General features: G+C 73.1%; 19 protein-coding genes and 2 pseudogenes. 9 read left to right on the top strand and 12 right to left on the bottom strand.

Going from position 1 to position 21723, the window contains the following annotated elements:
* Positions 1–2: 2 nt before the first annotated feature.
* From nirB to ACNHYB_RS00460, 6 genes are read left to right on the top strand one after another with little or no spacing between them, the layout of a single operon-like run.
* Complete coding sequence (nirB, locus tag ACNHYB_RS00485) at positions 3–2549, top strand: nitrite reductase large subunit NirB (protein WP_418276430.1); 2547 nt, start codon at positions 3–5, stop codon at positions 2547–2549.
* Positions 2546–2890 carry a Rieske (2Fe-2S) protein gene (locus tag ACNHYB_RS00480; protein ID WP_418276429.1) on the top strand — a complete coding sequence of 115 codons (345 nt, stop codon included), beginning with the start codon at positions 2546–2548 and terminating at the stop codon, positions 2888–2890. Before nirB ends, ACNHYB_RS00480 begins: the two co-directional genes overlap by 4 nt.
* A 48-nt stretch (positions 2891–2938) precedes the next feature.
* Positions 2939–4369, top strand: coding sequence for an MFS transporter (locus ACNHYB_RS00475; RefSeq protein WP_418276428.1), 1431 nt, complete (start codon positions 2939–2941; stop codon positions 4367–4369).
* Positions 4366–5841 (top strand): pyridoxal phosphate-dependent decarboxylase family protein, encoded by a 1476-nt coding sequence (locus ACNHYB_RS00470; RefSeq protein WP_418276427.1) that lies wholly within the window; start codon positions 4366–4368, stop codon positions 5839–5841. The genes ACNHYB_RS00475 and ACNHYB_RS00470 overlap by 4 nt, the downstream gene beginning before the upstream one ends.
* 42 nt (positions 5842–5883) lie before the next feature.
* The gene (locus tag ACNHYB_RS00465; protein ID WP_418276426.1) at positions 5884–7041 is read left to right on the top strand and encodes a trans-sulfuration enzyme family protein; all 1158 of its coding nucleotides are present in this window, start codon (positions 5884–5886) and stop codon (positions 7039–7041) included.
* Between the two features lie 44 nt (positions 7042–7085).
* Complete coding sequence (locus ACNHYB_RS00460) at positions 7086–7736, top strand: hypothetical protein (protein WP_418276425.1); 651 nt, start codon at positions 7086–7088, stop codon at positions 7734–7736.
* Between the two features lie 19 nt (positions 7737–7755).
* Here ACNHYB_RS00460 and ACNHYB_RS00455 read toward each other — a convergent pair whose 3' ends face one another.
* The 6 genes from ACNHYB_RS00455 to ACNHYB_RS00430 all read right to left on the bottom strand — a co-directional run bounded on the left by ACNHYB_RS00455 (position 7756) and on the right by ACNHYB_RS00430 (position 14635).
* Positions 7756–8757, bottom strand: coding sequence for an NAD(P)H-dependent glycerol-3-phosphate dehydrogenase (locus ACNHYB_RS00455; RefSeq protein ID WP_418277955.1), 1002 nt, complete (start codon positions 8755–8757; stop codon positions 7756–7758).
* A gap of 5 nt (positions 8758–8762) precedes the next feature.
* On the bottom strand, positions 8763–9518 hold the full coding sequence (locus tag ACNHYB_RS00450) for a lysophospholipid acyltransferase family protein (protein ID WP_418276424.1): 756 nt from the start codon (positions 9516–9518) through the stop codon (positions 8763–8765).
* Between the two features lie 83 nt (positions 9519–9601).
* Positions 9602–10918 carry a UDP-N-acetylglucosamine 1-carboxyvinyltransferase gene (gene murA / locus ACNHYB_RS00445; protein WP_418276423.1) on the bottom strand — a complete coding sequence of 439 codons (1317 nt, stop codon included), beginning with the start codon at positions 10916–10918 and terminating at the stop codon, positions 9602–9604.
* 232 nt (positions 10919–11150) lie between these two features.
* The gene (locus tag ACNHYB_RS00440; RefSeq protein ID WP_418276422.1) at positions 11151–12821 is read right to left on the bottom strand and encodes an MDR family MFS transporter; all 1671 of its coding nucleotides are present in this window, start codon (positions 12819–12821) and stop codon (positions 11151–11153) included.
* A 64-nt stretch (positions 12822–12885) separates the two neighbouring features.
* Complete coding sequence (locus tag ACNHYB_RS00435) at positions 12886–14058, bottom strand: MarP family serine protease (RefSeq protein ID WP_418276421.1); 1173 nt, start codon at positions 14056–14058, stop codon at positions 12886–12888.
* Between the two features lie 82 nt (positions 14059–14140).
* On the bottom strand, positions 14141–14635 hold the full coding sequence (locus tag ACNHYB_RS00430; RefSeq protein ID WP_418276420.1) for a pyridoxamine 5'-phosphate oxidase family protein: 495 nt from the start codon (positions 14633–14635) through the stop codon (positions 14141–14143).
* Positions 14636–14826: 191 nt separating this feature from the next.
* Here ACNHYB_RS00430 and ACNHYB_RS00425 point away from each other — a divergent pair, with 191 nt between their 5' ends.
* Positions 14827–15867 carry an acyl-CoA desaturase gene (locus tag ACNHYB_RS00425; RefSeq protein WP_418276419.1) on the top strand — a complete coding sequence of 347 codons (1041 nt, stop codon included), beginning with the start codon at positions 14827–14829 and terminating at the stop codon, positions 15865–15867.
* 168 nt (positions 15868–16035) lie between these two features.
* Here the strand turns inward: ACNHYB_RS00425 and ACNHYB_RS00420 are convergent.
* The 4 genes and pseudogenes from ACNHYB_RS00420 to ACNHYB_RS00405 form a co-directional block, all read right to left on the bottom strand.
* Positions 16036–16113, bottom strand: a pseudogene (locus ACNHYB_RS00420) (deaminase); the annotation flags it as partial.
* Positions 16114–16372: 259 nt separating this feature from the next.
* On the bottom strand, positions 16373–17158 hold the full coding sequence (locus ACNHYB_RS00415; protein ID WP_418276418.1) for an SCO1664 family protein: 786 nt from the start codon (positions 17156–17158) through the stop codon (positions 16373–16375).
* A gap of 46 nt (positions 17159–17204) precedes the next feature.
* Positions 17205–17825: a DUF3090 domain-containing protein gene (locus tag ACNHYB_RS00410; protein ID WP_418276417.1), complete on the bottom strand. Its 621-nt coding sequence runs from the start codon at positions 17823–17825 to the stop codon at positions 17205–17207.
* 9 nt (positions 17826–17834) lie between these two features.
* Positions 17835–18538: pseudogene (locus tag ACNHYB_RS00405) on the bottom strand (MSMEG_4193 family putative phosphomutase).
* A 78-nt stretch (positions 18539–18616) separates the two neighbouring features.
* Here ACNHYB_RS00405 and ACNHYB_RS00400 point away from each other — a divergent pair.
* Both ACNHYB_RS00400 and ACNHYB_RS00395 read left to right on the top strand, forming a co-directional pair.
* Positions 18617–19561: a serine aminopeptidase domain-containing protein gene (locus tag ACNHYB_RS00400; protein ID WP_418276416.1), complete on the top strand. Its 945-nt coding sequence runs from the start codon at positions 18617–18619 to the stop codon at positions 19559–19561.
* Entirely contained in the window at positions 19558–20001 is a 444-nt protein-coding gene (locus ACNHYB_RS00395) for a MarR family winged helix-turn-helix transcriptional regulator (protein ID WP_418276415.1), read from the top strand. Before ACNHYB_RS00400 ends, ACNHYB_RS00395 begins: the two co-directional genes overlap by 4 nt.
* A gap of 27 nt (positions 20002–20028) precedes the next feature.
* Here the strand turns inward: ACNHYB_RS00395 and ACNHYB_RS00390 are convergent, their stop codons facing one another.
* The gene (locus ACNHYB_RS00390; protein WP_418276414.1) at positions 20029–20967 is read right to left on the bottom strand and encodes a nucleotidyl transferase AbiEii/AbiGii toxin family protein; all 939 of its coding nucleotides are present in this window, start codon (positions 20965–20967) and stop codon (positions 20029–20031) included.
* Positions 20964–21518, bottom strand: coding sequence for a type IV toxin-antitoxin system AbiEi family antitoxin domain-containing protein (locus tag ACNHYB_RS00385; RefSeq protein WP_418276413.1), 555 nt, complete (start codon positions 21516–21518; stop codon positions 20964–20966). Before ACNHYB_RS00385 ends, ACNHYB_RS00390 begins: the two co-directional genes overlap by 4 nt.
* Between the last annotated feature and the right edge of the window lie 205 nt (positions 21519–21723).

The raw sequence follows: 21723 nt of genomic DNA, 5'->3' as shown, positions 1-21723 counted from the left end.
CGATGACCGAGCTGCTGGAACGCCGCACCGGACCCGCCGCCGACCACGACCCCCGGGCGCGCCTGGTGGTGATCGGCAACGGCATGGCCGGCGCCCGCGCCGTGGAGGAGATCCTCGCCCGCGGCGGGGCCGAGCAGTTCTCGATCACGATGTTCGGCGACGAGCCGTACGGCAACTACAACCGCATCCTGCTCAGCCACGTCCTGTCCGGCGAGGAGTCCGACGCCGACATCTTCCTCAACAGCCTCCAGTGGTACCTCGACCACGAGATCACCCTGCACGCCGGCGTCCGGGTCACGCGGATCGACCGGTTCGCGCACGTGGTGATCTCCGACGACGGACGGGTCACCCCCTACGACAAGCTCGTCATCGCGACGGGCAGCCGGGCGTTCATGCCGCCGATGGACGGGATGCACGACGAGCAGGGCCGGCTGCTGCCCGGCATCTTCGCGTTCCGCACCCTCGACGACACCCGCGCGATGATCGCCCACGCCACCCTGGCCGACCATCGGCGGGCCCTCGTCGTGGGCGGCGGCCTGCTGGGCCTGGAGGCGGCGCACGGGCTGCAGCACCACGGGCTCGACGTCGGCGTCGTGCACTCGGGGCGGTGGCTCATGAACGCCCAGCTGGGGCGCGACGGCGGTCAGGTGCTGCAGCGCAGCATGGCCCGCCTCGGCATCACCTGCTGGACCGACAACCGTGCGGTCGCCGTGCGCGGGCCCGACCGGGTGCGCGCCGTCCGGCTGCGCGACGGCACCGAGGTCGACTGCGACCTCGTCGTGTACGCCGCGGGGATCCGCCCCAACACCGACGTCGCGCTCACGTCGGGCTTCACGGTGGAGCGGGCGATCGTCGTCGACGACTCGCTGCGCACCGTCGACGACGACGACGTCTACGCCGTCGGCGAGTGCGTGCAGCACCGCGGCCAGGTCTACGGCCTGGTGGCGCCGTTGTGGGAGCAGGCCGCGGTGCTGGCCGACGTGCTCACCGCGGCGGACCCCACGGCGTCGTACCTCGGGTCGCGCGCCGCGACCAAGCTCAAGGTGGCGGGCGTCGACGTGGCCTCCATGGGCATCACGGAGCCCGAGCGCGACACCGACGAGCACATCGTGTTCTCCGAGCCGCACAAGGGCGTCTTCAAGTCGATCGTCATCCGTGACGGCAAGGTGGTGGGCGCGACGCTGCTGGGCGACAGCTCGAAGGTCGCGTTCCTGCAGCAGGCGTTCGACCGTGGCCTGCCCCTGCCCGAGGAGCGGGTGGAGCTGATGTTCGACGTCGGCGGTCCCCCGGCCGAGGTGGGCGTGGCCGAGCTGGCCGACGACGCCCAGGTCTGCAACTGCAACGGCGTCAGCAAGGGCACCATCTGCGCGGCGGTGCGCGGCGGTCTGCGGACCGTCAGCGCCGTGGTGGACGCCACCCGCGCGGGCAAGGGGTGCGGATCCTGCAAGGTGCTGGTCGCCCAGGTGGTGGAGCACGCCGCCGGCGGCGCGGTCGAGGAGGACCCGGCGGCGAGCTGGTACGTGCCGGGAGTCCCGCTGGACAAGCCCACGCTGGTCCGCGAGGTCCGCGAGCGCGGGCTGCGGTCCGTGGCCGCCGTCTTCGCCGCGCTGGCCCCGGAGGGTGCCGAGGACGCGCGCTCGAAGATGGGGCTGGCGTCGCTGCTGAAGATGATCTGGGGCGCGGAGGCGGACGACGCCCGAGAGGCACGGTTCGTCAACGACCGGGTGCACGCCAACATCCAGAAGGACGGCACGTTCTCCGTGGTGCCGCAGATGCGCGGCGGGGTCACCACCCCGGAACAGCTGCGACGGATCGCCGACGTCGCCCAGAAGTACCAGGTGCCGATGGTGAAGCTGACCGGTGGGCAACGGATCGACCTGCTCGGCATCCGCAAGGAGGACCTCCCCGGGGTGTGGGCCGACCTGGACATGCCCTCGGGGTACGCCTACGGCAAGTCGATGCGGACGGTGAAGACGTGCGTGGGCCAGGAGTTCTGCCGGTTCGGCACGGGTGACTCGACCCGGTTGGGCGTCGAGCTGGAGACGCGGCTGCAGGGCATGGAGAGCCCCGCCAAGATGAAGCTCGCCGTGTCCGGCTGCCCGCGCAACTGTGCCGAGTCGTACGTCAAGGACGTCGGCATCGTGGCGATCGAGGGCGGCCGCTGGGAGATCTACGTCGGGGGCGCGGCCGGGGCGCACATCCGCAAGGGCGACCTGCTCTGCACGGTGGACTCGGCCGAGGAGGCCAAGCTCCTGACGGGCCGGTTCCTGCAGTACTACCGCGAGAACGCCAACTGGCTGGAACGCACCTACGCGTTCGTGCCGCGCGTCGGTCTCGACCACGTCCGGGCGGTGGTGGTCGACGACGCCGAGGGCATCGCCGCGCGGCTCGACGCCGAGGTGCAGCGCCACGCCGACACCCACGTGGACCCCTGGGAGCAGGGCGCGAACCCGGTGAGCCCGGGGCAGTTCGCCACCTCGCTGCCGCTGACCGTCCTGCCCCGCGTCCCCCGCGACCGGGCCGGCGAGCTGCTGGGGGGCCCCTGGTGAGCACCTCCACCGACCCGACCGCCGCCGACCCGACCGCCACCGTCCACCGGTTGGCCGCCGTCGACCAGATCCCCGTCGGGGAGGCGCGCACCTTCGCCGTCGACGGCGAGCAGGTCGCCGTGTTCCGCCTGCGCGACGGCACCGTGCGGGGCCTGTCGGCGGTGTGCTCGCACCGCGGGGGCCCGTTGGCCGACGGCCAGTTCGACGCCCGCGTCGTGATCTGCCCGCTGCACCTGGCCGCGTTCGACCTCGACACGGGGTGCTCCACCACCGGCGCCGCACCCGTGCGCCGGTTCGACGTCGCGGTCGAGGGCGCCGACGTCGTGCTCCACCTGCCCTGACCTGCCGGGCGTCCCGAGCACGGCGCGGCGTCTCGTAGGATGCGCGCCATGGGACTGCGCAGGGGCACGGTCGCCCGGTACGCCACCGGCTCCGTCGGCACCGGCGGGTTCAGCACGCTGCCCGGGCTCGTGCTGGTCTACTACCTCACCGACACCCTCGGGGTGGCGGCTCTGGCGGCGGGCCTCATCGTCAGCCTGGCCAAGGCGTGGGACGTCGTGATCGATCCCGTCATCGGCGCGATGAGCGACCGTGAGCGCGCCACGCGCGGCTCACGACGGCGTCTGATGATCGCCGGTGGTGTCCTGCTGCCGGTGTTCTTCCTGCTGACGTTCGCGGTACCGCCGACGTTCGGCTCGGCGGCCGGTGCCGCATGGGTGCTGGTGGCGTTCCTGTGCGCGGCGACGGCGTTCAGCCTGTTCCAGGTCCCCTACATCGCCCTGCCGGCCGAGCTCACGGACCGCTACGACGAGCGCACCCGCCTGCTCACCGCCCGGGTGGTGGTGCTGACGGTGGCGATCCTGGCGTTCGGCGGCGGCGCTCCCGCGCTGCGCGGCCTGGTGCCCGACGAGCACGCCGGCTACCTGGTGATGGCCGCCGTGGCCGGGCTCGTCCTCGGCGGCAGCCTGCTGGTCTCGGCCGGGGTGGAGCGCGCCGCCCGTCCCCGTGACGGAGCGTCCGCAGCGCCCGGCGACCGGGCGCTGCCCGGCCCCGCGACGGCGGCGGGCCGGCCAGACGTCGCAGCGAGCGTCACGGCGGGCGTCGCCCAGCACTATCGCGACGCGGTCGAGGTGCTGCGCACGAGCCGACCGTTCCGCGCGCTGCTCGCCACGTTCGTGCTGCAGGCGCTGGCGACCGGCACCATGCTCGCCGGCGCGCAGTACGTCGCCACGTGGGTGCTGGGCGACGAGGGCGCGGTGACGTTCCTCTTCGCGGCGCTGGTGGGCCCGGCGGTCGTGTTCGCCCCCGTGTGGGCCCGGGTCGCCGGCCGGGTCGGCAAGGAGCGCGCCTTCGCGGCGGCGTCCGTCGTCTTCGCGGTGGCCGCCGCGGCCCTGGCCGCCATGTACTGGTCCCCCGGCGCCTGGGTCTACGGCGTCGTCGCGGTCGCCGGGGCCGCGTACGCGGGCCTGCAGTCGCTGCCCATGGCGATGCTGCCCGACGTCGTCACGCACGACGCCGTCCAGCGCGGGCCGGGCCGGGCGGGAACCTTCGCCGGGGTGTGGACCGCCGGGGAGACGACGGGGTTCGGCCTCGGCACGGCCGTCCTGGCGCTCGTGCTCGCCTCGACCGGCTACCTGGAGTCCCGCGCCGCCACCCTCGTGTGGCAGCCCGACAGCGCGGTGCTCGGCATCGTGCTGGCGTTCTCGCTGCTGCCCGCCGTCCTCGTCGCCGCCAGCCTGGTGACGCTGCGCCGCTACCCGCTGCGCAGGCACGACATCGACGCCGCGCGTGCCGCGGCCGCACCCGAGGAGTCCGCATGAGGTTCGCGGTGACGCCCGACGACGTCCTGGCCCGCCTGGCCGCGCTGCGCGCGAAGGACGCACCCACCCACGGAGGGCGGGTGCTGAGCTACGTGTACGACTCGGGCGAGCCCGCCCTCGACGACCTCGCGGCCGCCGCCATCCGGCAGATGCAGCCGGTCAACGGGCTCGACCCGACGACGTTCGGTTCCGTCGCGGCGCTGGAGCGCGACCTCGTCGCGTTCACGCGCTCGCTCCTGGGCGGCGACGACGACGTCGTGGGCACCGTGACGTCGGGCGGCACGGAGAGCTGCCTGCTGGCGGTGAAGACCGCCCGCGACCTGTGGCTCGCCGCCCACGGCGCCACCCCCGGGGCGGCCCGCCCACGACTCGTCGCCCCCGTCACCGTGCACGCAGCGTTCCGCAAGGCGGCGCACTACTTCGGGCTCGAGCTGGACCTGGTGCCGGTCATGCCCTCCGGCGCGGCGGACGCCGCCACCTTCGTCGCGCGGCTCGGCGACGACGTGGCCCTGGCCGTGGTGTCCGCGCCGTCGTACCCGCACGCCGCCCTCGACCCGGTGCCGGACGTCGCGGCGGCCGCGAGCGCCGCCGGGATCCCGCTCCACGTGGACGCGTGCATCGGGGGGATGGCGCTGCCGTTCTGGCCTGACCTGCCCGCCTGGGACCTGCGCGTCGAGGGGGTGACGAGCCTGTCGGTGGACCTGCACAAGTACGGGTACGCCCCCAAGGGCGTCTCGGTGCTGCTGCAGCGTGGCCGGGACCGTCAGCGTGCGCAGTTCTTCGCCACGACCCGCTGGCCGGGCTACCCGGTGGTGAACCCGACGCTGCTGGGGTCGCGCTCGGGAGGTCCGCTGGCGGCGGCGTGGGCGATCACGCAGACCCTCGGGACGGCGGGCTTCGCGGAGCTGGCGGGCCGGGCGCTACGGGCGACGACGGCGTTGCGGCAGGCCGTGGAGGGCATCGACGGGCTGCGCGTGGTGGGTGACCCCGTGGGTCCGCTGCTCGCCGTCGCGACGGACGACGCCGTGGCGGCGGACCGGCGCGTGGACCCGCACCTGTGGGCGGACGCCGCGACGGGGCTGGGGTGGGTGCTGCAGGCGCAGCCGGCGCTGCGCCAGGGCGACGGCAGCCTGCTGCCGCACACGGCGCACCTGACCGTCACCCCGGTGACGGAGTCCGTGCTCGACGAGCTGGTGCCGGTGCTCGTGGCGGCGGCGGACGCCGTCCGGGGCCGGCCGCGTCCGGACGCGGGCGACCTGGTGGCGGCGCTGCCGCCCCTGGTGGGTGCGCCCGACTCGACGACGGCCGCGGCGGTCCTGGCCGGGATCGGCCTGGACACCTCGAGCATCGGCGACGAGGGTCCCGGCGTCGGGGCGATGGCGCCGCTGCTCGCCGCGATCGAGGCGCTGCCCGCCCCGCTGGCGGAGCGACTCCTGGTCGAGCTGCTGGCGCGGCTGGCCGAGCCGCGCTGACCGGCGCCCGGGGCGACGGCCCGGCGGACGTAGGCTGGCGCCATGTCGCAGCACCCCATCCGTGAAGTCTCCCCGGGCACCGTCGCGGTCACCGCGGGTCGCCCGCCGCGCGTCCAGGGCGGCCCCGTGAACCCGCCCGTCGTGCTCAGCTCCACCTACGTCTCGGCCGGGGACCCCGGCGGCGAGCGCCTGTACACCCGGATGGACACCGAGACGTGGGGCCCGTTCGAGGAGACGCTGGCAGCGCTGGAGGGTGGCCGCCACGGGATCGTGCTCGGGTCGGGCATGGCGGCGATCGCCGCAGCCGTGGGCGACCTGCGCCCCGGGAGCGTCGTCGTCGTCCCCCGGCACGCGTACCAGGTGACGCTCGGGTTCCTCGACGACCGGGCCGCCCGGTACGACGTCGAGGTGCGCCGGGTGGACGTCGCCGACACCGACGCCGTCGTGGCGGCGCTCGACGGTGCTGACCTGCTCCTGGCGGAGTCCCCCACCAACCCGATGCTGGAGGTCGCGGACCTGCCGGCGCTGCTCGCCGCCGCGCGGGAACGCGGCGTGCGCACCGTCGTCGACAACACCTTCGCCACCCCGCTCGGTCAGCGGCCGCTCGCGCTCGGTGCCGACGTCGTCGTGCACTCGGTGACCAAGTACCTGGCCGGGCACTCCGACGTCGTCCTGGGCGCCGTGGTGACCGACGACGACGCGATCGCCGCCGACGTGCGCGCCTACCGCACCCTGCACGGCGCCATCGCCGGGCCGATGGAGGTGTTCCTGGCGCTGCGCGGGCTGCGCACCCTGCACCTGCGCGTCGAGCGCGCGAACGCCAACGCCGACGAGCTGGCGCGGCGCCTCGCCGCCCACCCGGCGGTCGCCGAGGTGCGCCACCCGTCGCTGCCGGGCGACCCGGGCCACGAGCGCGCTGCGGCGCAGATGAACGGGTTCGGCGCGATCATCGGGCTGCGCCCCCGTGGCGGGCGTGCGGCGGCGGACGCCGTCGTGGACGCCGTCGCGCTGTGGGTGCCGGCGACGTCGCTCGGTGGCGTCGAGTCGTCGTTGGAGCGCCGCCGCCGGTTCGCCACCGAGTCGGTGACCGTGCCGGAGGACCTGCTGCGCCTCTCCGTCGGCGTCGAGGACGTCGAGGACCTCTGGGCGGACCTCGACCAGGCACTTTCTCGCGTCGCCGCGGGCCAGGGCCTCGCCTAGTCTCGTCGCCAGGGGCTCCGGTGCCCCTGGCGACGGGAGGCACGATGACCACGCACCTGCACCGACGGTCCGGGGCCGTGGCCGCCGCGATCGGGGCGATGCTGGCCCTGACGGCCTGCGGCGCCGCGGACGAGAGCCCGGCCGGATCTGCCGGGTCCGGCACGGCCACCCCGGAATCGAGCACCGGTTCGAGCACCGGGTCGAGTCCTGACCCGAGTGCCGAACCCAGCCCGGCGTCGAGCCCCACCGAGATGCTCGAGGGCAGCACCGAGGATTCCACGGGCGAGGCGAGCGCCGACGCCGTGCTGACCGTCACGGACGTGCGCACGAGCGAGCAGGACGGCGCCGACCGGGTCGAGCTGGAGCTCGACGGCACGGGCACCCCCGGATGGCACGTCGGCTACGTCGACGAGGCCTTCGACGAGGGCAAGGGCGACCCGGTCGACGTCGACGGGGACGCGATCCTGCAGGTCCACGTCACCGGCACGGCGATGCCCATGGACTCCGGCGTCACGGAGTACGCCGGGGACCCGGTGCCCGGCCCGGACGGCGGCGTCGTCGTCACCGAGGTGGTCTACCAGTTCGTGCTCGAGGGCACCACGACGGCGTTCGTCGGCGTCGACGGCGAGCCGCGGCCCTTCACGGTGACCACGCAGAGCGACCCGACCCGGCTGGTCATCGACGTCGCGCACTGAGCCCGGGCACGCCCGAGCGTCAGACCGTCTCGCTCTCGGCCTTCTGCGGACGCGAGAGCAGCGCGCGGGCCATGTCCTCCACGGACAGCCCGCCGTGCAGGACGGCCACGACGCCGGCGGTGATCGGCATGTCGACGCCGTGCTTCTGCGCGAGCTCCAGCACCGACCGCGACGACTTCACGCCCTCCGCCGTCGTCCCGGTGGCGACGAGCGCCTCGTCCAGCGTCATGCCCTGGCCGATGTGCTTGCCGAGCGTGTGGTTGCGCGACAGCGGCGACGCGCAGGTCGCCACGAGGTCGCCCATGCCGGCCAGGCCCGCGAACGTCTCGGTCTGGGCTCCCAGCGCGCGCCCGAGACGGGTGATCTCCACCAGTCCGCGCGTGATGACGGTCGCGGTGGTGTTCCACCCGAACCCGCGGCCCTGGGCCATCCCGATGGCCAGGGCGATGATGTTCTTCACCGCACCGCACAGCTCGACGCCGACGACGTCGGTGTTGGTGTACGGCCGGAAGTACGTGTTCGAGCAGGCCTCGGCGACACGGCGGGCGCTGTCCTCGTCGCTGCACGCCACCACGGTGGCGGTGGGCTGGCGCGCCGCGATCTCCTTGGCGAGGTTGGGCCCGGAGACGACGACGACGCGGTCGTCGGCGATGTCGAGCGCCTCGGCGATGACCTGGCTCATCCGCTTGTCGGTGCTGAGCTCGACGCCCTTCATGAGGGAGACGACGACGGCGTCGGCATCGAGGTGGGCCCGCAGGTCCTCCAGGGTGCGGCGCGCCACCTGCGACGGGATCGCCACGACGACGATCTTCGCGCCCGCCAGCGCGGCCGCCGCGTCCGTCGTGGCCGCCATGACGGGCAGCTCCACGCCGGGCAGGTACTTCTCGTTGCGACGCTCACCGGACACCTGGGCGACCACGGACTCGTCGCGGCCCCACAGGGTGACGTCGGTGCCGGCGTCGGCCATCACCATCGCGAACGTGGTGCCCCACGACCCGGAACCGAGGACTGCTGCCTTCACGCCGCTCACGGGCGCTCCACCGGGGGGTAGGTCATCTTCTTCACCTCGTAGTCAGGGTGTCTGCGCAGGTCGAACCGCCGGGCGGGCGGTGCCTCGTCGCGCAGCACGGCGAGCTCTGCGGTGATCGCGTCCATGACACGGTTCATCACCTCGCGCAGCGTCGCCGAGTCGATCGGTCGGTCGTACAGGTCGGACAGGTCCACGGGCGCCCCGGCACGCACCTTGACCCGCTTGCGCGGGAACGGCTTCAGCCAGCGACCGTACCGGGGAAGGATGTCGGTGACGCCCCACTGCGCCACCGGCACCACCGGCAGCCTCGTCAGGAGCGCGACCCGGGCCAGACCCGTCTTGGGTTCCATCGGCCACATGTCCGGGTCCCGGGTGAGGGTGCCCTCGGGCAGGATCGCGACGCACGCACCGTCGCCGAGCTCGCGCCCGGCGCGCTCGAGCGACTCGGCCGCCGCCGCGCTGCCCCGGTCGACCGGGATCATCCTGGTGGCGCGCATGACGCCCCCGACGACCGGCGCGGTGAACAGGCTCTTCTTCGCCATGACGCGCGGCTCGTAGCCGTGGTCGTACAGGTAGTGCACGAACGTCAGGGCGTCCAGCTCGGTGACGTGGTTGGCCGCGGCGATGAAGCCGCCGGACGTCGGGAGGTTCTCGGCGCCGCTCCACTCGTACTTGCACATCGCGAACATGGAGCTGCGCACGACGACGCCGATCAGGCGGTACAGGCGCGACTCGGGTCTGGCTTGGGGCACGGCGGTGAGCCTACCGGTCCGACGGCGCGGCGCGCCGTCGGACCCTCGCGCGGCGTCGCGTGGCAGGTCGGTCGCGGGGCAGGTCAGTCGCGCGAGACGTCGGCGCCGAGCGCGACCAGCTTGTCCTGGAAGGACTCGTAGCCACGGTCGATCAGGGAGATGCCCCGCACCGTGGAGGTGCCCTTGGCCGCCAGCGCGGCGATGAGGTGCGAGAAGCCGCCCCGCAGGTCCGGCACCTCGATGTCCGCGGCCTCCAACGGCGTCGGACCGGACACCACGGCGGAGTGGTGGAAGTTGCGCTGCCCGAACCGGCAGGCACCCCCGCCCAGGCACTCCTTGTACACCTGGATCGTCGCGCCCATCTTGCGCAAGGCCTCGGTGAACCCGAACCGGTTCTCGTACACCGTCTCGTGGACGATCGACAGACCCGTCGCCTGCGTCAGCGCCACGACCAGCGGCTGCTGCCAGTCGGTCATGAAGCCCGGGTGCACGTCCGTCTCCAGCACGATCGACTTCAGGTCGCCGCCCGGGTGCCAGAACCGGATGCCGTCCTCGGCGACGTCGAACTGACCCCCGACCTTGCGGAACGTGTTCAGGAACGTCATCATCTCGGGCTGCGTGGCGCCCTTGATCGTCACGTCGCCGCCCGTGGCCAGGGCCGCCGACGCCCACGAGGCCGCCTCGATGCGGTCCCCCAGCGCGGTGTGCGAGTAGCCGTCCAGACGGTCCACGCCCTCGATCTTGATCACCCGGTCGGTGTCCACCGAGATGATCGCGCCCATCTTCTGCAGCACCGCGATGAGGTCCATGATCTCGGGCTCCGTGGCCGCGTTGCGCAGCTCGGTGACACCCTCGGCACGCACCGCCGTCAGCAGCAGCTGCTCCGTGGCCCCCACCGACGGGTACGGCAGGGAGATCTTCGTGCCCTGCAGACGACGCGGGGCACGCAGGTGGATGCCGTTGGGACGCTTGTCCACCACGGCACCGAACTGGCGCAGGATCTCCAGGTGGTAGTCGATCGGCCGGTCACCGATGCGGCAGCCACCCAGGTCCGGGATGAACGCCTCGCCGAGGCGGTGCAGCAGCGGCCCGCAGAACAGGATGGGGATGCGGCTCGACCCGGCGTGCGCGTCGATGTCCGCCACGTGCGCCGACTCCACGTTCGACGGGTCCAGGTCCAGCACGCCCGCCTCCGGGTCGTACTTCACGGTCACGCCGTGCAGCTCCAGCAGGCCCGACACCACACCGACGTCACGGATCTGCGGCACGTTGCGCAGCACGCTCGCCGACTCACCGAGCAACGAGGCCACCATCGCCTTCGACACGAAGTTCTTCGCACCGCGCACCGAGATGGTGCCCTGCAGCGGCGTCCCGCCGTTCACGTACAGCAGATCAGTCATGGCCTCGTCGTTCATCCTGTCTTCAGGGGTCCGTCGGCGTGGTGACACCGACGGCGGTCCGGGCCGAGGGCCCGCGTGGCCCGCCCGTGGCGGACGCGGTCGATCCTGCCCCGTGCGGCCTGCGGGTGCCAACACCCGACCCTGCCGCGTTATTCACGTTCACCACACCTTCACCCCGACGGCGCGAACCCGCGCGAGGGCGCGCCGACCTCCACGAAGTCACGACATCCGCTCAGGACGGCTCCGCACCCGGGCGCGACCGCCCCTGATCGGGCGACGACACCTCCCGGTCGGGCGACGACATCGCCACGGCGCACAGGACGCCCACGACGAGCACGGCCACGACGAGCAGCAGCGACTGGGAGGCGGCCGTCGCGAACCCGGACCCGACGGCGTCCTGCGCCGCTGCCGCGAGCTGCGCGGCGACGTCGTCGGGCACGCCCGACGGGACGGAGAAGGAACCCTGGGCCACGGAGTCCGTGCCGGCGGCCGCCGCGGTGACGCCGTCGACGAACTGCTGGCGGTACTGCTCCGGGAGCCCGGCGGCAGCGTCCTGCGCCGCGGCGGGGATGGTCACGCTCAGGCGGGAGGACAGCACCGCCACCACGGCGGCCGACCCGATGACGCCGCCGACCTGCCGGTTGGTGTTGAACGCCCCGGCCCCGGCCCCGGCGGTGCGGTGGTCCAGACCGGTCGTGGCCAGGTTCGACAGCGGGGAGAACGTCAGTCCCGTCCCGAGGCCGAACAGCGCCATGGGGGCGAGCAGCACCAGGGGCGAGGCGTCCGGGTCGAGCACGAGGGCCAGCCACCCCACCGCGACGGCGATCGACGCGAACCCGGCGGCCACCACCCACTTGCCCGGCACGCGGTCCGACAGCCGCCCCGCGAAGGGCGCGACGACGCCGGAGACCAGCGAGCCCGGCGCCATGATCAGCGCCGCACGGATCGGCGTCAGGCCGAGCACCGACTGCAGGAAGATCGTCAGCGGGAAGAAGATCGCGATCATGGCGAACGACACGGCCATGCCGTCGACGTTCGCCAGCGAGAAGTTGCGCCGTCGGAACAGCTTGAGCGGCAGCAGCGCCGCGTCGCCCAGCCGATGCTGCCACCACAAGAAGCCCGCGACGACCAGCAGCCCCAGGCCGACGACGTTCCACACCGTGAACGGGCCGGCCAGGTGACCCCAGTCGTACGTCGAGCCCTCCTGCAGACCGAAGACGACCAGGCCCAGGCCCACCACGGACAGCACCACACCGAGGACGTCGATCCGTGCCTCCCGCGAGGCGAGGTGCGGCAGCCGTGTCACGGCCAGCCACAGGGCGACGACGCCCACGGGGATGTTGACGTAGAAGATCCACTCCCAGCCGACCGTCTCCACCAGCACCCCGCCCAGCAGCGGGCCCGTGATCGTCGCGACGCCCGCCGTCGCGCCCCACAGACCCATGGCCGATCCGCGCTGCTGCGCCGGGAACACGCGGGTGATCATCGACATCGTCTGCGGCGTCATCAGGGCGGCGCCGACGCCCTGCAGGGCACGGAACGCGATGAGCCAGCCGATCTCGGGCGTGCTGCCGAGCTCGCCGGAGAACCCGCACAGGAACGAGAACACGGTGAAGACCACCAGTCCGGCCACGAAGACCGCCTTCTGCCCGTACCGGTCGCCGAGGCGGCCCGCGAGCAGCATCAGCGTGGCGTAGGTGAGCAGGTAGGAGCTGTTCACCCAGCCCACCTCCACCAGGGACGCGGAGAACGCCTCGGTCAGGGTGGGGATCGCGATGTTCACGATCGTGGTGTCCACCATGATCATGAAGAACCCGAGGATCAGCGGGGGCAGCACGCTCCACGCGGACCGTCCGTGCAGGTCGACCAGCGGCGTCACGGTCCGCGGGGAGTCTGTGCTCATGGCCCCCAGCATCCTCCGCGCGGACCGATCGGACGAACGCTGCCCGGTGGCCGGACCGGGGGGCTCAGGCGGCGCAGCGTCCGGGGGTGACGGCGTCGTCCAGGTCCGGGGCCTGCGCGGCCACGGGCATCAGCTCGGTCGTGGTGACGCCGTAGGCGAGGTCGTCGTCGGTGTCGGACCGCGCGAAGATCACCCCGACCACCTCCCCGCCGTCGGACAGCACCGGCCCGCCGGAGTTGCCGGCGTGCACCTCGGCCGCGAGCGCGTACACGTCGCGCTCGGCCTCGCCGGAGTCGTCCGACGTGGCCATGCGCACGGCGCCGACGTCGAGCACCTGGCCGCCGGTGGAGGTGAAGGGACCGCCGTACGGGTAGCCCTGCACGACGGCAGGGTCACCCGTGTCGAGCGTCGGCGCGATGGTGAGCGGGTAGCCGTCGAGGCCGTCGACGGCCACCACCGCGAGGTCCGCGGCGGTGTCGTAGTAGACGACGCGACCCTCCTGCGCGGGCCGGCCGGGGAGCTCGACGAGGGGCTGGTCCACCCCGGCCACGACGTGCGCGTTGGTGACGACACGGTCGGGCGCGACGACGAACCCGGACCCCGTGGAGCTGATGCCGCACGCGTACGCCGTGCCCCACACGCGCGCGACCGACTGCGCGGCGGTCTCCAGGCGCGGGTCGGCCAGGTCCACCTCGGGCGCGACGGCGGTGCGGCGCGGGTCGAGCAGCGCGTCGATCTGCGGCAGCCCGTCGTCGAGGACGGCGGCGCGAGCCTGCGCCATCGTGCGGCGCACCGGCTCGGGGGTGCGTTCCTCGATGGCGCGCAGCACGGTCGAGGAGGACACCGCCGGGGCGAGCACGGGCATGCCGGTGGCCTTGATCGTGGACCCGACGAACGACACCGCCAGGACGGCGACGACCAGGCTGGCGAACCCGCCGAGCAGGCGGTCCAGGGGCCGCAGAGGCGTCCGGTCGACCTGCTGGCGCAGGCCGTGGCCCACCCCGGACCCCACCGACGCCCCGACCAGCGGGAGCCCGACGGCGAGGATCACGGTGACGGGGCCGCGCCACTGCGAGGTGGGCAGCGCGTCGATGACGAACGGGACGATCAGCACGGCGGCGAGCCCGCCCAGCACGAGGCCGACCAGGCTGCCGAGGGTGGCGAGCAGCCCGCGGCCGATACCCGCCGCGAGGGCGGCGACCAGGATGACGACGAGGACGACGTCCAGGGGGGTCACGGGCGTCCTTTGCTGGGATCGGGAACGGGACCAGGACGATACGCGACCAGTCTGGGAGGACCCTGGGGCCCCTGGTCGGGCGTCAGTCGCCCTGCCCGCCGCGTTCGGCGAGCTCCTGGAGGAACCGTGGGATCCGGCCCGTGCCGAAGTCGTAGTACCGCGCCCAGGTCGGCGTGATCGCGATCCGCGCCATCCGGGGGTACAGCCGGCGGCAGGCCTGCTCGAACTGCGCCGCCTCCTGGGCGCTCATCCCCTTGCGGGACGCGGCGAGGTACTCCTCGACCACGCCGTCGACGACGGTGATCCCGGCGCGGCCTCGCACCGACAGCGAGCGGGCCGCCCCGGGCGTGCCCCCGGCGTCGAACGTCACGGCCACGTCGGGAGCGGCCCGCAGCGCCGCGACCTTCGGCGCCGTCGTCGCCGTGGCGACGACGATCTGCGTGCCCGTCCACCAGAAGCCCACCGGGACCACCCGCGGTGTGCCGTCCTGCGCGACGTAGGCGAGGTGAGCGGTCCCGGGAGAGGCGAGCAGCTCGGCGCCCGCGGCGAGCTCGGCGTCCATCTCGTTCGTCTGCATCCCCGCATCCTGGCGCGAGAGGGCGCCGTCCGCCACCCTCTCGCGCCGGTCCGCCGCCGGACCGCAGGTGTACCGTCGAGGAGAGGGTGATCGACAGATCGACCCGACGAGGCCGATCGAGACGGACGACAGCGGGCACGAGCCTGCGGCCACGGATGCAGCCGGCCACCTGACGAAGGTGGAGGCAGACCATGCCCGGATCGACCGTTCGCGACTACTCCGTCCTGGCCAAGCTGGTGCGCGAGACAGGGCTCCAGCGCCGCCGCTACCGCTACTACTGGACGCGGCTGATCCTCACCGTCGGCGCCTTCGGGGCCGTCTGGGCCGCGATCGTCCTCGTCGGGGACACGTGGTGGCAGCTCCTGCTCGCCGTGGCGCTCGCCGTCGTCCTCGCCCAGCTGGCGTTCCTCGGCCACGACAGCTCGCACCGCCAGATCTTCCGGTCGCGGGCCTGGAACGACTGGACCGGCCGCATCCTGGCGAACGCGTTCGTCGGGGTCAGCCAGACCTGGTGGACCGCGAAGCACGACGCCCACCACACCGCACCCAACCAGGAGGGCCACGACCCGGACATCTCCCCCGGCGTCGTCGCCTTCACGCCCGCGGTGATGCGCAGCCGCCACGGGTGGCGCCGCCGGCTCGCCCGCCGGCAGGGCTGGTACTTCTTCCCGCTGCTCACCCTGGAGGGCCTGTACCTGCACGTCGCGAGCGTGCGCAAGGTGCTCGGCCGGGGCACGGTGGTGCACCGCGCCGTCGAGGCGCCCGTGCTGCTGGTGCGCCTGGTCGTGTACGTCGCCGCCCTGGCCCTGCTGCTGCCGCCCGCGATCGCCGGGACGTTCCTGGCCGTGCAGCTCGGCCTGTTCGGCGTGCTGCTGGGCGGCGCGTTCGCCCCCAACCACAAGGGCATGCCGATCGTGCCCGCCGACGCCGACGTGGACTTCCTGCGCCGGCAGGTGCTCATGTCCCGCAACATCCGCGGCAACGCCGTCGTCGACTTCTTCATGGGCGGCCTCAACCGGCAGATCGAGCACCACCTGTTCCCCAGCATGCCGCGACCCAACCTGCGCCACGTCCAGCCGCTCGTGCGCGAGTTCTGCGCCCGCCGCGGCGTCAGCTACACCGAGGTCGGGTTCTTCCGCTCCTACCGGATCGTCATCGGGTACCTCAACGACGTGGAGCACCGGGCCCGCGACCCCTTCGCCTGTCCGTTGGCGGCGCAGCTCGGCCGCTGAGGCGCCGAGGGGCTCAGCGGGTCCGGTAGCGGGCGTAGATGAGCCCGGTGGCGAACGACCGTTCCTCCACGAGCTCCAGATCGAGGCGGACGCCGTCGGGGAAGAACCGCTCTTGCCGCCGCCGACCACGCTCGTCGTGACGAACAGGTGGTACTCGTCGACCAGGCCGGCACGGATCGCCTGCGCCGCGAGGTGGGGGCCGTCGACGGACAGGTCGTGCGCGGACTCCTCCTTGAGCCGGCGCACCGCGTCCGGGCTCCGCGTACCCGTCCAGCGAGGTGATCATCGAGTAGACGAGCTTGGCCATGGTGACTCCTCGGGCTGCGCGCACGGGTACGGACCGGTCGGCCCTCACTCCCTGACCTCGGAGCGACCCCGAAGTCATCGATCGTGCGCCACCTGTTCGCGGCGTGCACCGGCCCGACCACGAGCACAGGAGCGCACCACGACGGTGGACCGGTCATGTGGTGCATCCGGACGTCCCGCGCAGAACCGGGCGTCCCACTCAGAACAGGGGCCAGGGCACGGCGGGCATGTCGCCCTCGGGCGCAGGGAAGACGGCGGACGTCAGCAGCCGGTCGCACCGCGCGGCGAGCGCGACGAGCTCGGCGTCGTCGAGCAGCTCGGCGAGCCGGCCGCCGAGGCCGCCTGCGCCGTCGTCGGCGAGGTCCGCACGCACGCGCCGCACGCCGTCGAGCTCGGCAGCGTCCAGGGGCTCGCCCACCCACCCCCACAGCACGGTGCGCAGCCTCGGCTCGGTGTGGAACGTGACGCCGTGGTCGACGCCGAACCGGTGGCCACCCGGCATCGGCAGCACGTGCCCGCCCTTGCGGTCGGCGTTGTTGACCAGCACGTCGAACACCGCCATGCGCCGCAGCGCCGGGGAGTCCTCGTGCACCAGGCAGACCGGTTCGTCGTCCGCGCCGCTGCCGGCGAGCGCCACACGCCAGCCGTCGCGCGGGGCGTCGCGCGCCGGGATCACGTCGACCGGGTCCTGGTCGCGGTCCGGCTCCTGCCAGAGCTGCACCATGCCGGGGCCGAGCGGCCCGTCGCGCAGCCAGGTCCGGGGCACCACGTCCCCGCCGAGCGATGCGGAGACGAGGTGGGCCGCGACCTCGCGGCGGGCCAGCGACCCGTCCGGGAAGTCCCACAACGGCTTCTCGCCCGCCACCGGCTTGTACACGACCGTGGCCTTGCCGATCCGGCCCACGAAGGTCGCGTTCGAGGCGACCGTGATGCGGCCGACGACCTCGAGCTCGTCCCGCTCGAGGTCGGCCTGCTGCTCGGTCACCGACCCGTCGCTCCGCGCTGCCGTGCGTCTGCCGGGCGTGGCGCACTCACGCGTCGTCGTCCGTGGCGCACTCGTGGCCGTCGTCGTCCATCGGCCTGCCGCAGTCCGCGCAGGTGGGGCGCCCCGCCTCGACGACCCGGCGGGCGCGCTCGGCGAAGGCCCGGGCGGTACCGACGGGGATCCGCACGAGCAGCATCTCGCTGTGCCCGGTCGCATCGGGCGCCCCCGGGCCGGCCGGCTCGAAGCCTGCTGCGTCGTCGTCGGCCGCCTCGTCGTCGGAGGTGTCGTCGACGGCCGTGTCGTCGTCGGCCGGGCCCTCGCCGACGGGATACGCCTCGATCACCATCTGCAGGGTGCGCGGGTCCCAACCGAGACGGATCAGCCCGGTGCGGAAGTCCTCCTCCACCGGCTGCTCGAGGGGTTCGTCGTCGAGCAGCTCGACAGGGGTCTCCGCGGGGATGGAGAGGTTGTCGTCGCTGGTGGTCAGCTCGTCGAGCAGCCGGTCGATCATCTCCGCGAGCGCCGCGGACTGCTGCTTCTCCAGCACGACGCTGGAGATCCGGTCGCCGGCGCGTGCCTGGAGGTAGAAGGTGCGCGACCCGGGGCGGCCGACCGTCCCGACCACGACCCGGTCGGGCCAGTCGAACTCGTGCACGAGAGTGGGCATGGCACCACTCTAGGAGGCTCCCCCACCGGGTCCGCCGCCGACGGGCGCGTCACCGCCCGGTCCGGCGTGCCGCAGCCAGGAGAGGTCGCCGGACTCGGTGTTGGTGGCGACGACCTCGGGACGGTGCGGGCCGTAGCGCACGATCGTCACCGACGCGGGGCCCACCGCGACGCGTTGGAACAGGTCGAGGTGCATGCCGAGGGCGTCGGCGATCACCGACTTGATGATGTCGCCGTGCGCGACGGCCGCCCAGACGGCGCCCGCGCCGTGCCGGGCGGCGACCGCGGCGTCGTGGCGGCGGATCGCCGCGACGGATCGGCTCTGCATCGCCGCGAGCGACTCTCCCCGGGGAACGTCACCGCCGACGGCTGCGCCTGGACCTGCGACCACAGAGGCTCCTGGGCGAGGTCGCGCAGCGCCCTGCCCTGCCACTGCCCGTAGTCGCACTCGGTGATGCCGTGCTCGACGACCGTCGGCACCGCACCTTGGGCGGTGGGCGCCTGGTGCTCGACGACGGCGCGGGCGGTCTGCCGGCAACGCTCCAGCGGGCTGGTCACCACCGCGGCGAGGGGCACCGCGGCGAGCCGCTCCGCGGTCCGTGCGGCTTGTCGGCGTCCGACGGCGTCGAGACGCACCCCCGCAGTCCGGCCCGCGAGGACGCCCTGCGCGTTCGCGGTGGTGCGGCCATGGCGGACGAGGAGGACGGTCGGCATGCTTCGGAGCCTACGGCGTGGTTCGAGATAGCAGGCCGTCCCCGACCGCATGCTCGAGCGCACGCTAAGGTATTTCGCATGCGAAGCAACACCCCCGCGACGGTGGACTCGGACGAGCTGCGGATCCAGATCCCGGCGGGCGGGTGGGTCGTCGGTACGGTGCGCAAGCCCACCGACGAGTCGCCCCGCGGCGTCGTCGTGTTCCACCCCGCGACGGCGGTCCCCGAGCGTCTGTACACGGGGTTCGCGGAGTTCCTCGCCACCAGCGGCTACGTGGCCGTCACGTACGACTACCGCGGCACCGGCCGGTCCGGCAGCCCGCGCGAGCATCGCGGCCTGCGCATGCGGGACTGGATGGCCGACGACGTCCCTGCGGTCGCCGCGTGGGCGCGCCCGCGCTTCGGCGACGTACCGCAGCTGGCCATCGGGCACAGCATCGGCGGGCACGCGCTCGCACTGGGGCACGGGTCACGGGGCCTGGCCGGGTTCGTCACGGTCGCGTCGCACGCCGGCGTGACGGCTACGGTCCCAGACCGCCGCGAGCGGGCACGCGTCCGGCTGGTCCTGCGGACGCTCGGCCCCGCCACGGCTCGGCTGCTGGGCTACGTGCCCGGCCGTCGTATGGGCCTCGGGGAGGACATGACCGCCGCCGCGATGCTCGAGTGGAGCCGCTGGTCGCGGCTGCCCGGCTACTTCTTCGACGACCCGACCATGCACGCCGCCGCGGACGCGGCGCGCGTCACCGGCGACGTCCTTGCCGTCGGGTTCACCGACGACCTGTGGGCCACGCCCGCCCAGATCGACGCGATCACCGACCATCTCACGGCCGCCCGCGTCGAGCGACGCACCTGGAGCCCCGCCGACGGCGGTGTGGAGACGATCGGCCACCTGGGCTTCTTCCGCCGCGCCCTGCGCGACACGCTGTGGCCCGAGCTGCTTGCCTGGCTCGACGCACGCGCCGGCGCAGCGCCGACCCAGGAGGACGGGAACGTCAGGTTCCGTGCCGGGAAGCCACGCCGATGACGCCCCGACCTCCGCGGCTGGTGTTCCTCACCACCGCGGCCGAACGCCAGCTGCGGCGATGGATCGCGCGACGCGGCGGTGCGAACGCCGCCGGGAAGGGCGGCCAGGGATTCGGCGCTCCCGCCGCCGGGGTGCTGCTCCATCTCGCAGACCACCCCGGCGCAACCGTCGGCGAGGTCACGACCGCGTTGCAGGCCTCCCCCGCCGGTGCCAGCGGCCTGCTCGCGCGCATGGAGCGCGCCGACCTCGTGCGCCGTCGGACCGACCCCGACGACCGCCGCACCGTCCACCTGGACCTCACACCTACCGGCATCGCGGCGGTGCACGACGTCCGCATGACGCTGGCGGAGCTGAACGACCACCTCACCGACGGTTTCACCCCCGACGAGCTCGCCACCGTCGCCCGCTGGCTCGAGCACGTGACGCGCACGCTCTCGTAAGGGCATGGCACCGCATCGCTTCAGGGCTCACGGCTGGTCGTCCGGATGAACGGCACGACGGAGGAGCCCGCGGCACGCCCACGTACGCACGGGCGGTTGCCAGACGAGCCCGCCGGACAGGTCGGACAGGACGGGATCGGCAAACTCCGTCACTTCGTCGAGAAGCAGCTGGAGGCTGTCCGGTGTGCTGTCGGTCAGGCGCTGCTTGCGCCTCCATGCGCTCCACCGTGACTGCGCGATCTCGCCCATACCGGTGAGCGACTCGTCCAGACTGCGCAGGTCGACGGTTCGGTGATCGGCCACGACCCGGATCGCGGCGGCAAGCTCCGCTCCGTCGACGGTCTGGGTGCGAGTGATCGAGGCGATGTCGACGAAGTCCCGCCATCGCGTGTTGGCCACACCTCGGTCGATCGCCGTGACGATCTTCTCCGCCAGGACCATGTGCGGCGGGTAGCCGTTTAGCTCGACCTCGCCACCGAGAAGTAACGGCAGTCTCGTCGCCTGAGGTGCGGGCCAGATCGGATCGCCGAAGTTGACGTCGACGTGGATCGGGACCCGTGCCTTGGACACCGTTGCGAGCACGTGGACGCGGACGCCGGAGTAGTCGGCCTCGTCCCGGATGGTCTCGCTGCGGATCCCTCCGGCGTCGAATTCCAGGCCGTCGACGACGTCGATCGCCAGGATCTCACTCACCCGATGTTCGACGTCGTCGATGTCGCGGGGGAAGCCTGAGGCGGCCAGGTCGATGTCGCGCGTCGGCCGCCGTGCGGCGAACGCCGCGAGCAGCACACCACCCTTGAGGACGAAGTCATTCCGGAGGCCGGAGGCTGCCAGACGCGTCAGGAATCCCTCGAGCGCATACAGCGCCAGGTATTCAGCAGGGTCGCGCTGATGTGCCTTGGCGAGGTTACGCAGGTCGTTGTACGCCCGGCCTGCTGGCGTCGCGCGCGGCGGGTTCGGGCTCACAGCAGCACCTGGAGCGATCGGCGGATCACGGTGACCGTCCGCGGAAAGTTCCCGGCTGTGCGGAGAAGGTCGGCAGGCGAGTTCCCCGGCGAGCGCACCCAGCGACGCAGCGCCTCGTTGGCCAGATCGATGCCTTCGAGGTGCGCGATCCGGAACGTGTCCACGATGCTCCGCTCCGCGGAGTACACCGCCAACTCCGGATGCTCGGACATGGCGCCGCGACCAACCTCGAACGTCGACTGTCCGAAGGCGTGCCAGGTCACGTGATCAAAGCCCGCAGGGAATCTGGTCCCCCGAGGTAGCGCGATGTCTGTCGTGAGCGGGATCTCGTCGCTCAGCCCGTGGTACACGAGTGCGCTCGTCAGACACATCGTCGCGGTCGGCTTCACCGCTGTCGCTCCCGCCAGTGACGCCACGGCGGGATCCAGCTCTCCGGGTCGGATGTACACCCCGCGTCCAATGCGCTCCAAGTCGCCGGACCGAGCCATGCGGTACACCTCGTCCTTGCGCAACCCAGCGGCGCGTGCCGATTCCAGCGTCAGTACCGTCATCCGCTCGCCTCCTTACTGTCTACAGCAATGCTAGACCTGTCCACAGTAAGGAACAAGAGCAGGCGCGACGCCGTCCGAGGTGACGGAGGGTACAGTCGGCCACGGAGCTGCCCCTGGTTCCCCGATGTTGGGAGTCCGGATGTCCGGCACCGCTCATTCTTCCTCTGCCACACCCCCCGCCTGGCCCACCGCGTCGTCGGGCGGC

The sequence above is a fragment of the Isoptericola jiangsuensis genome (assembly GCF_048320105.1).
Taxonomy (GTDB): domain Bacteria; phylum Actinomycetota; class Actinomycetes; order Actinomycetales; family Cellulomonadaceae; genus Isoptericola; species Isoptericola jiangsuensis_A.
The sequence above is the reverse complement of the archived record's forward strand: the minus strand, read 5'-3'. Positions and strand labels throughout refer to the sequence as shown.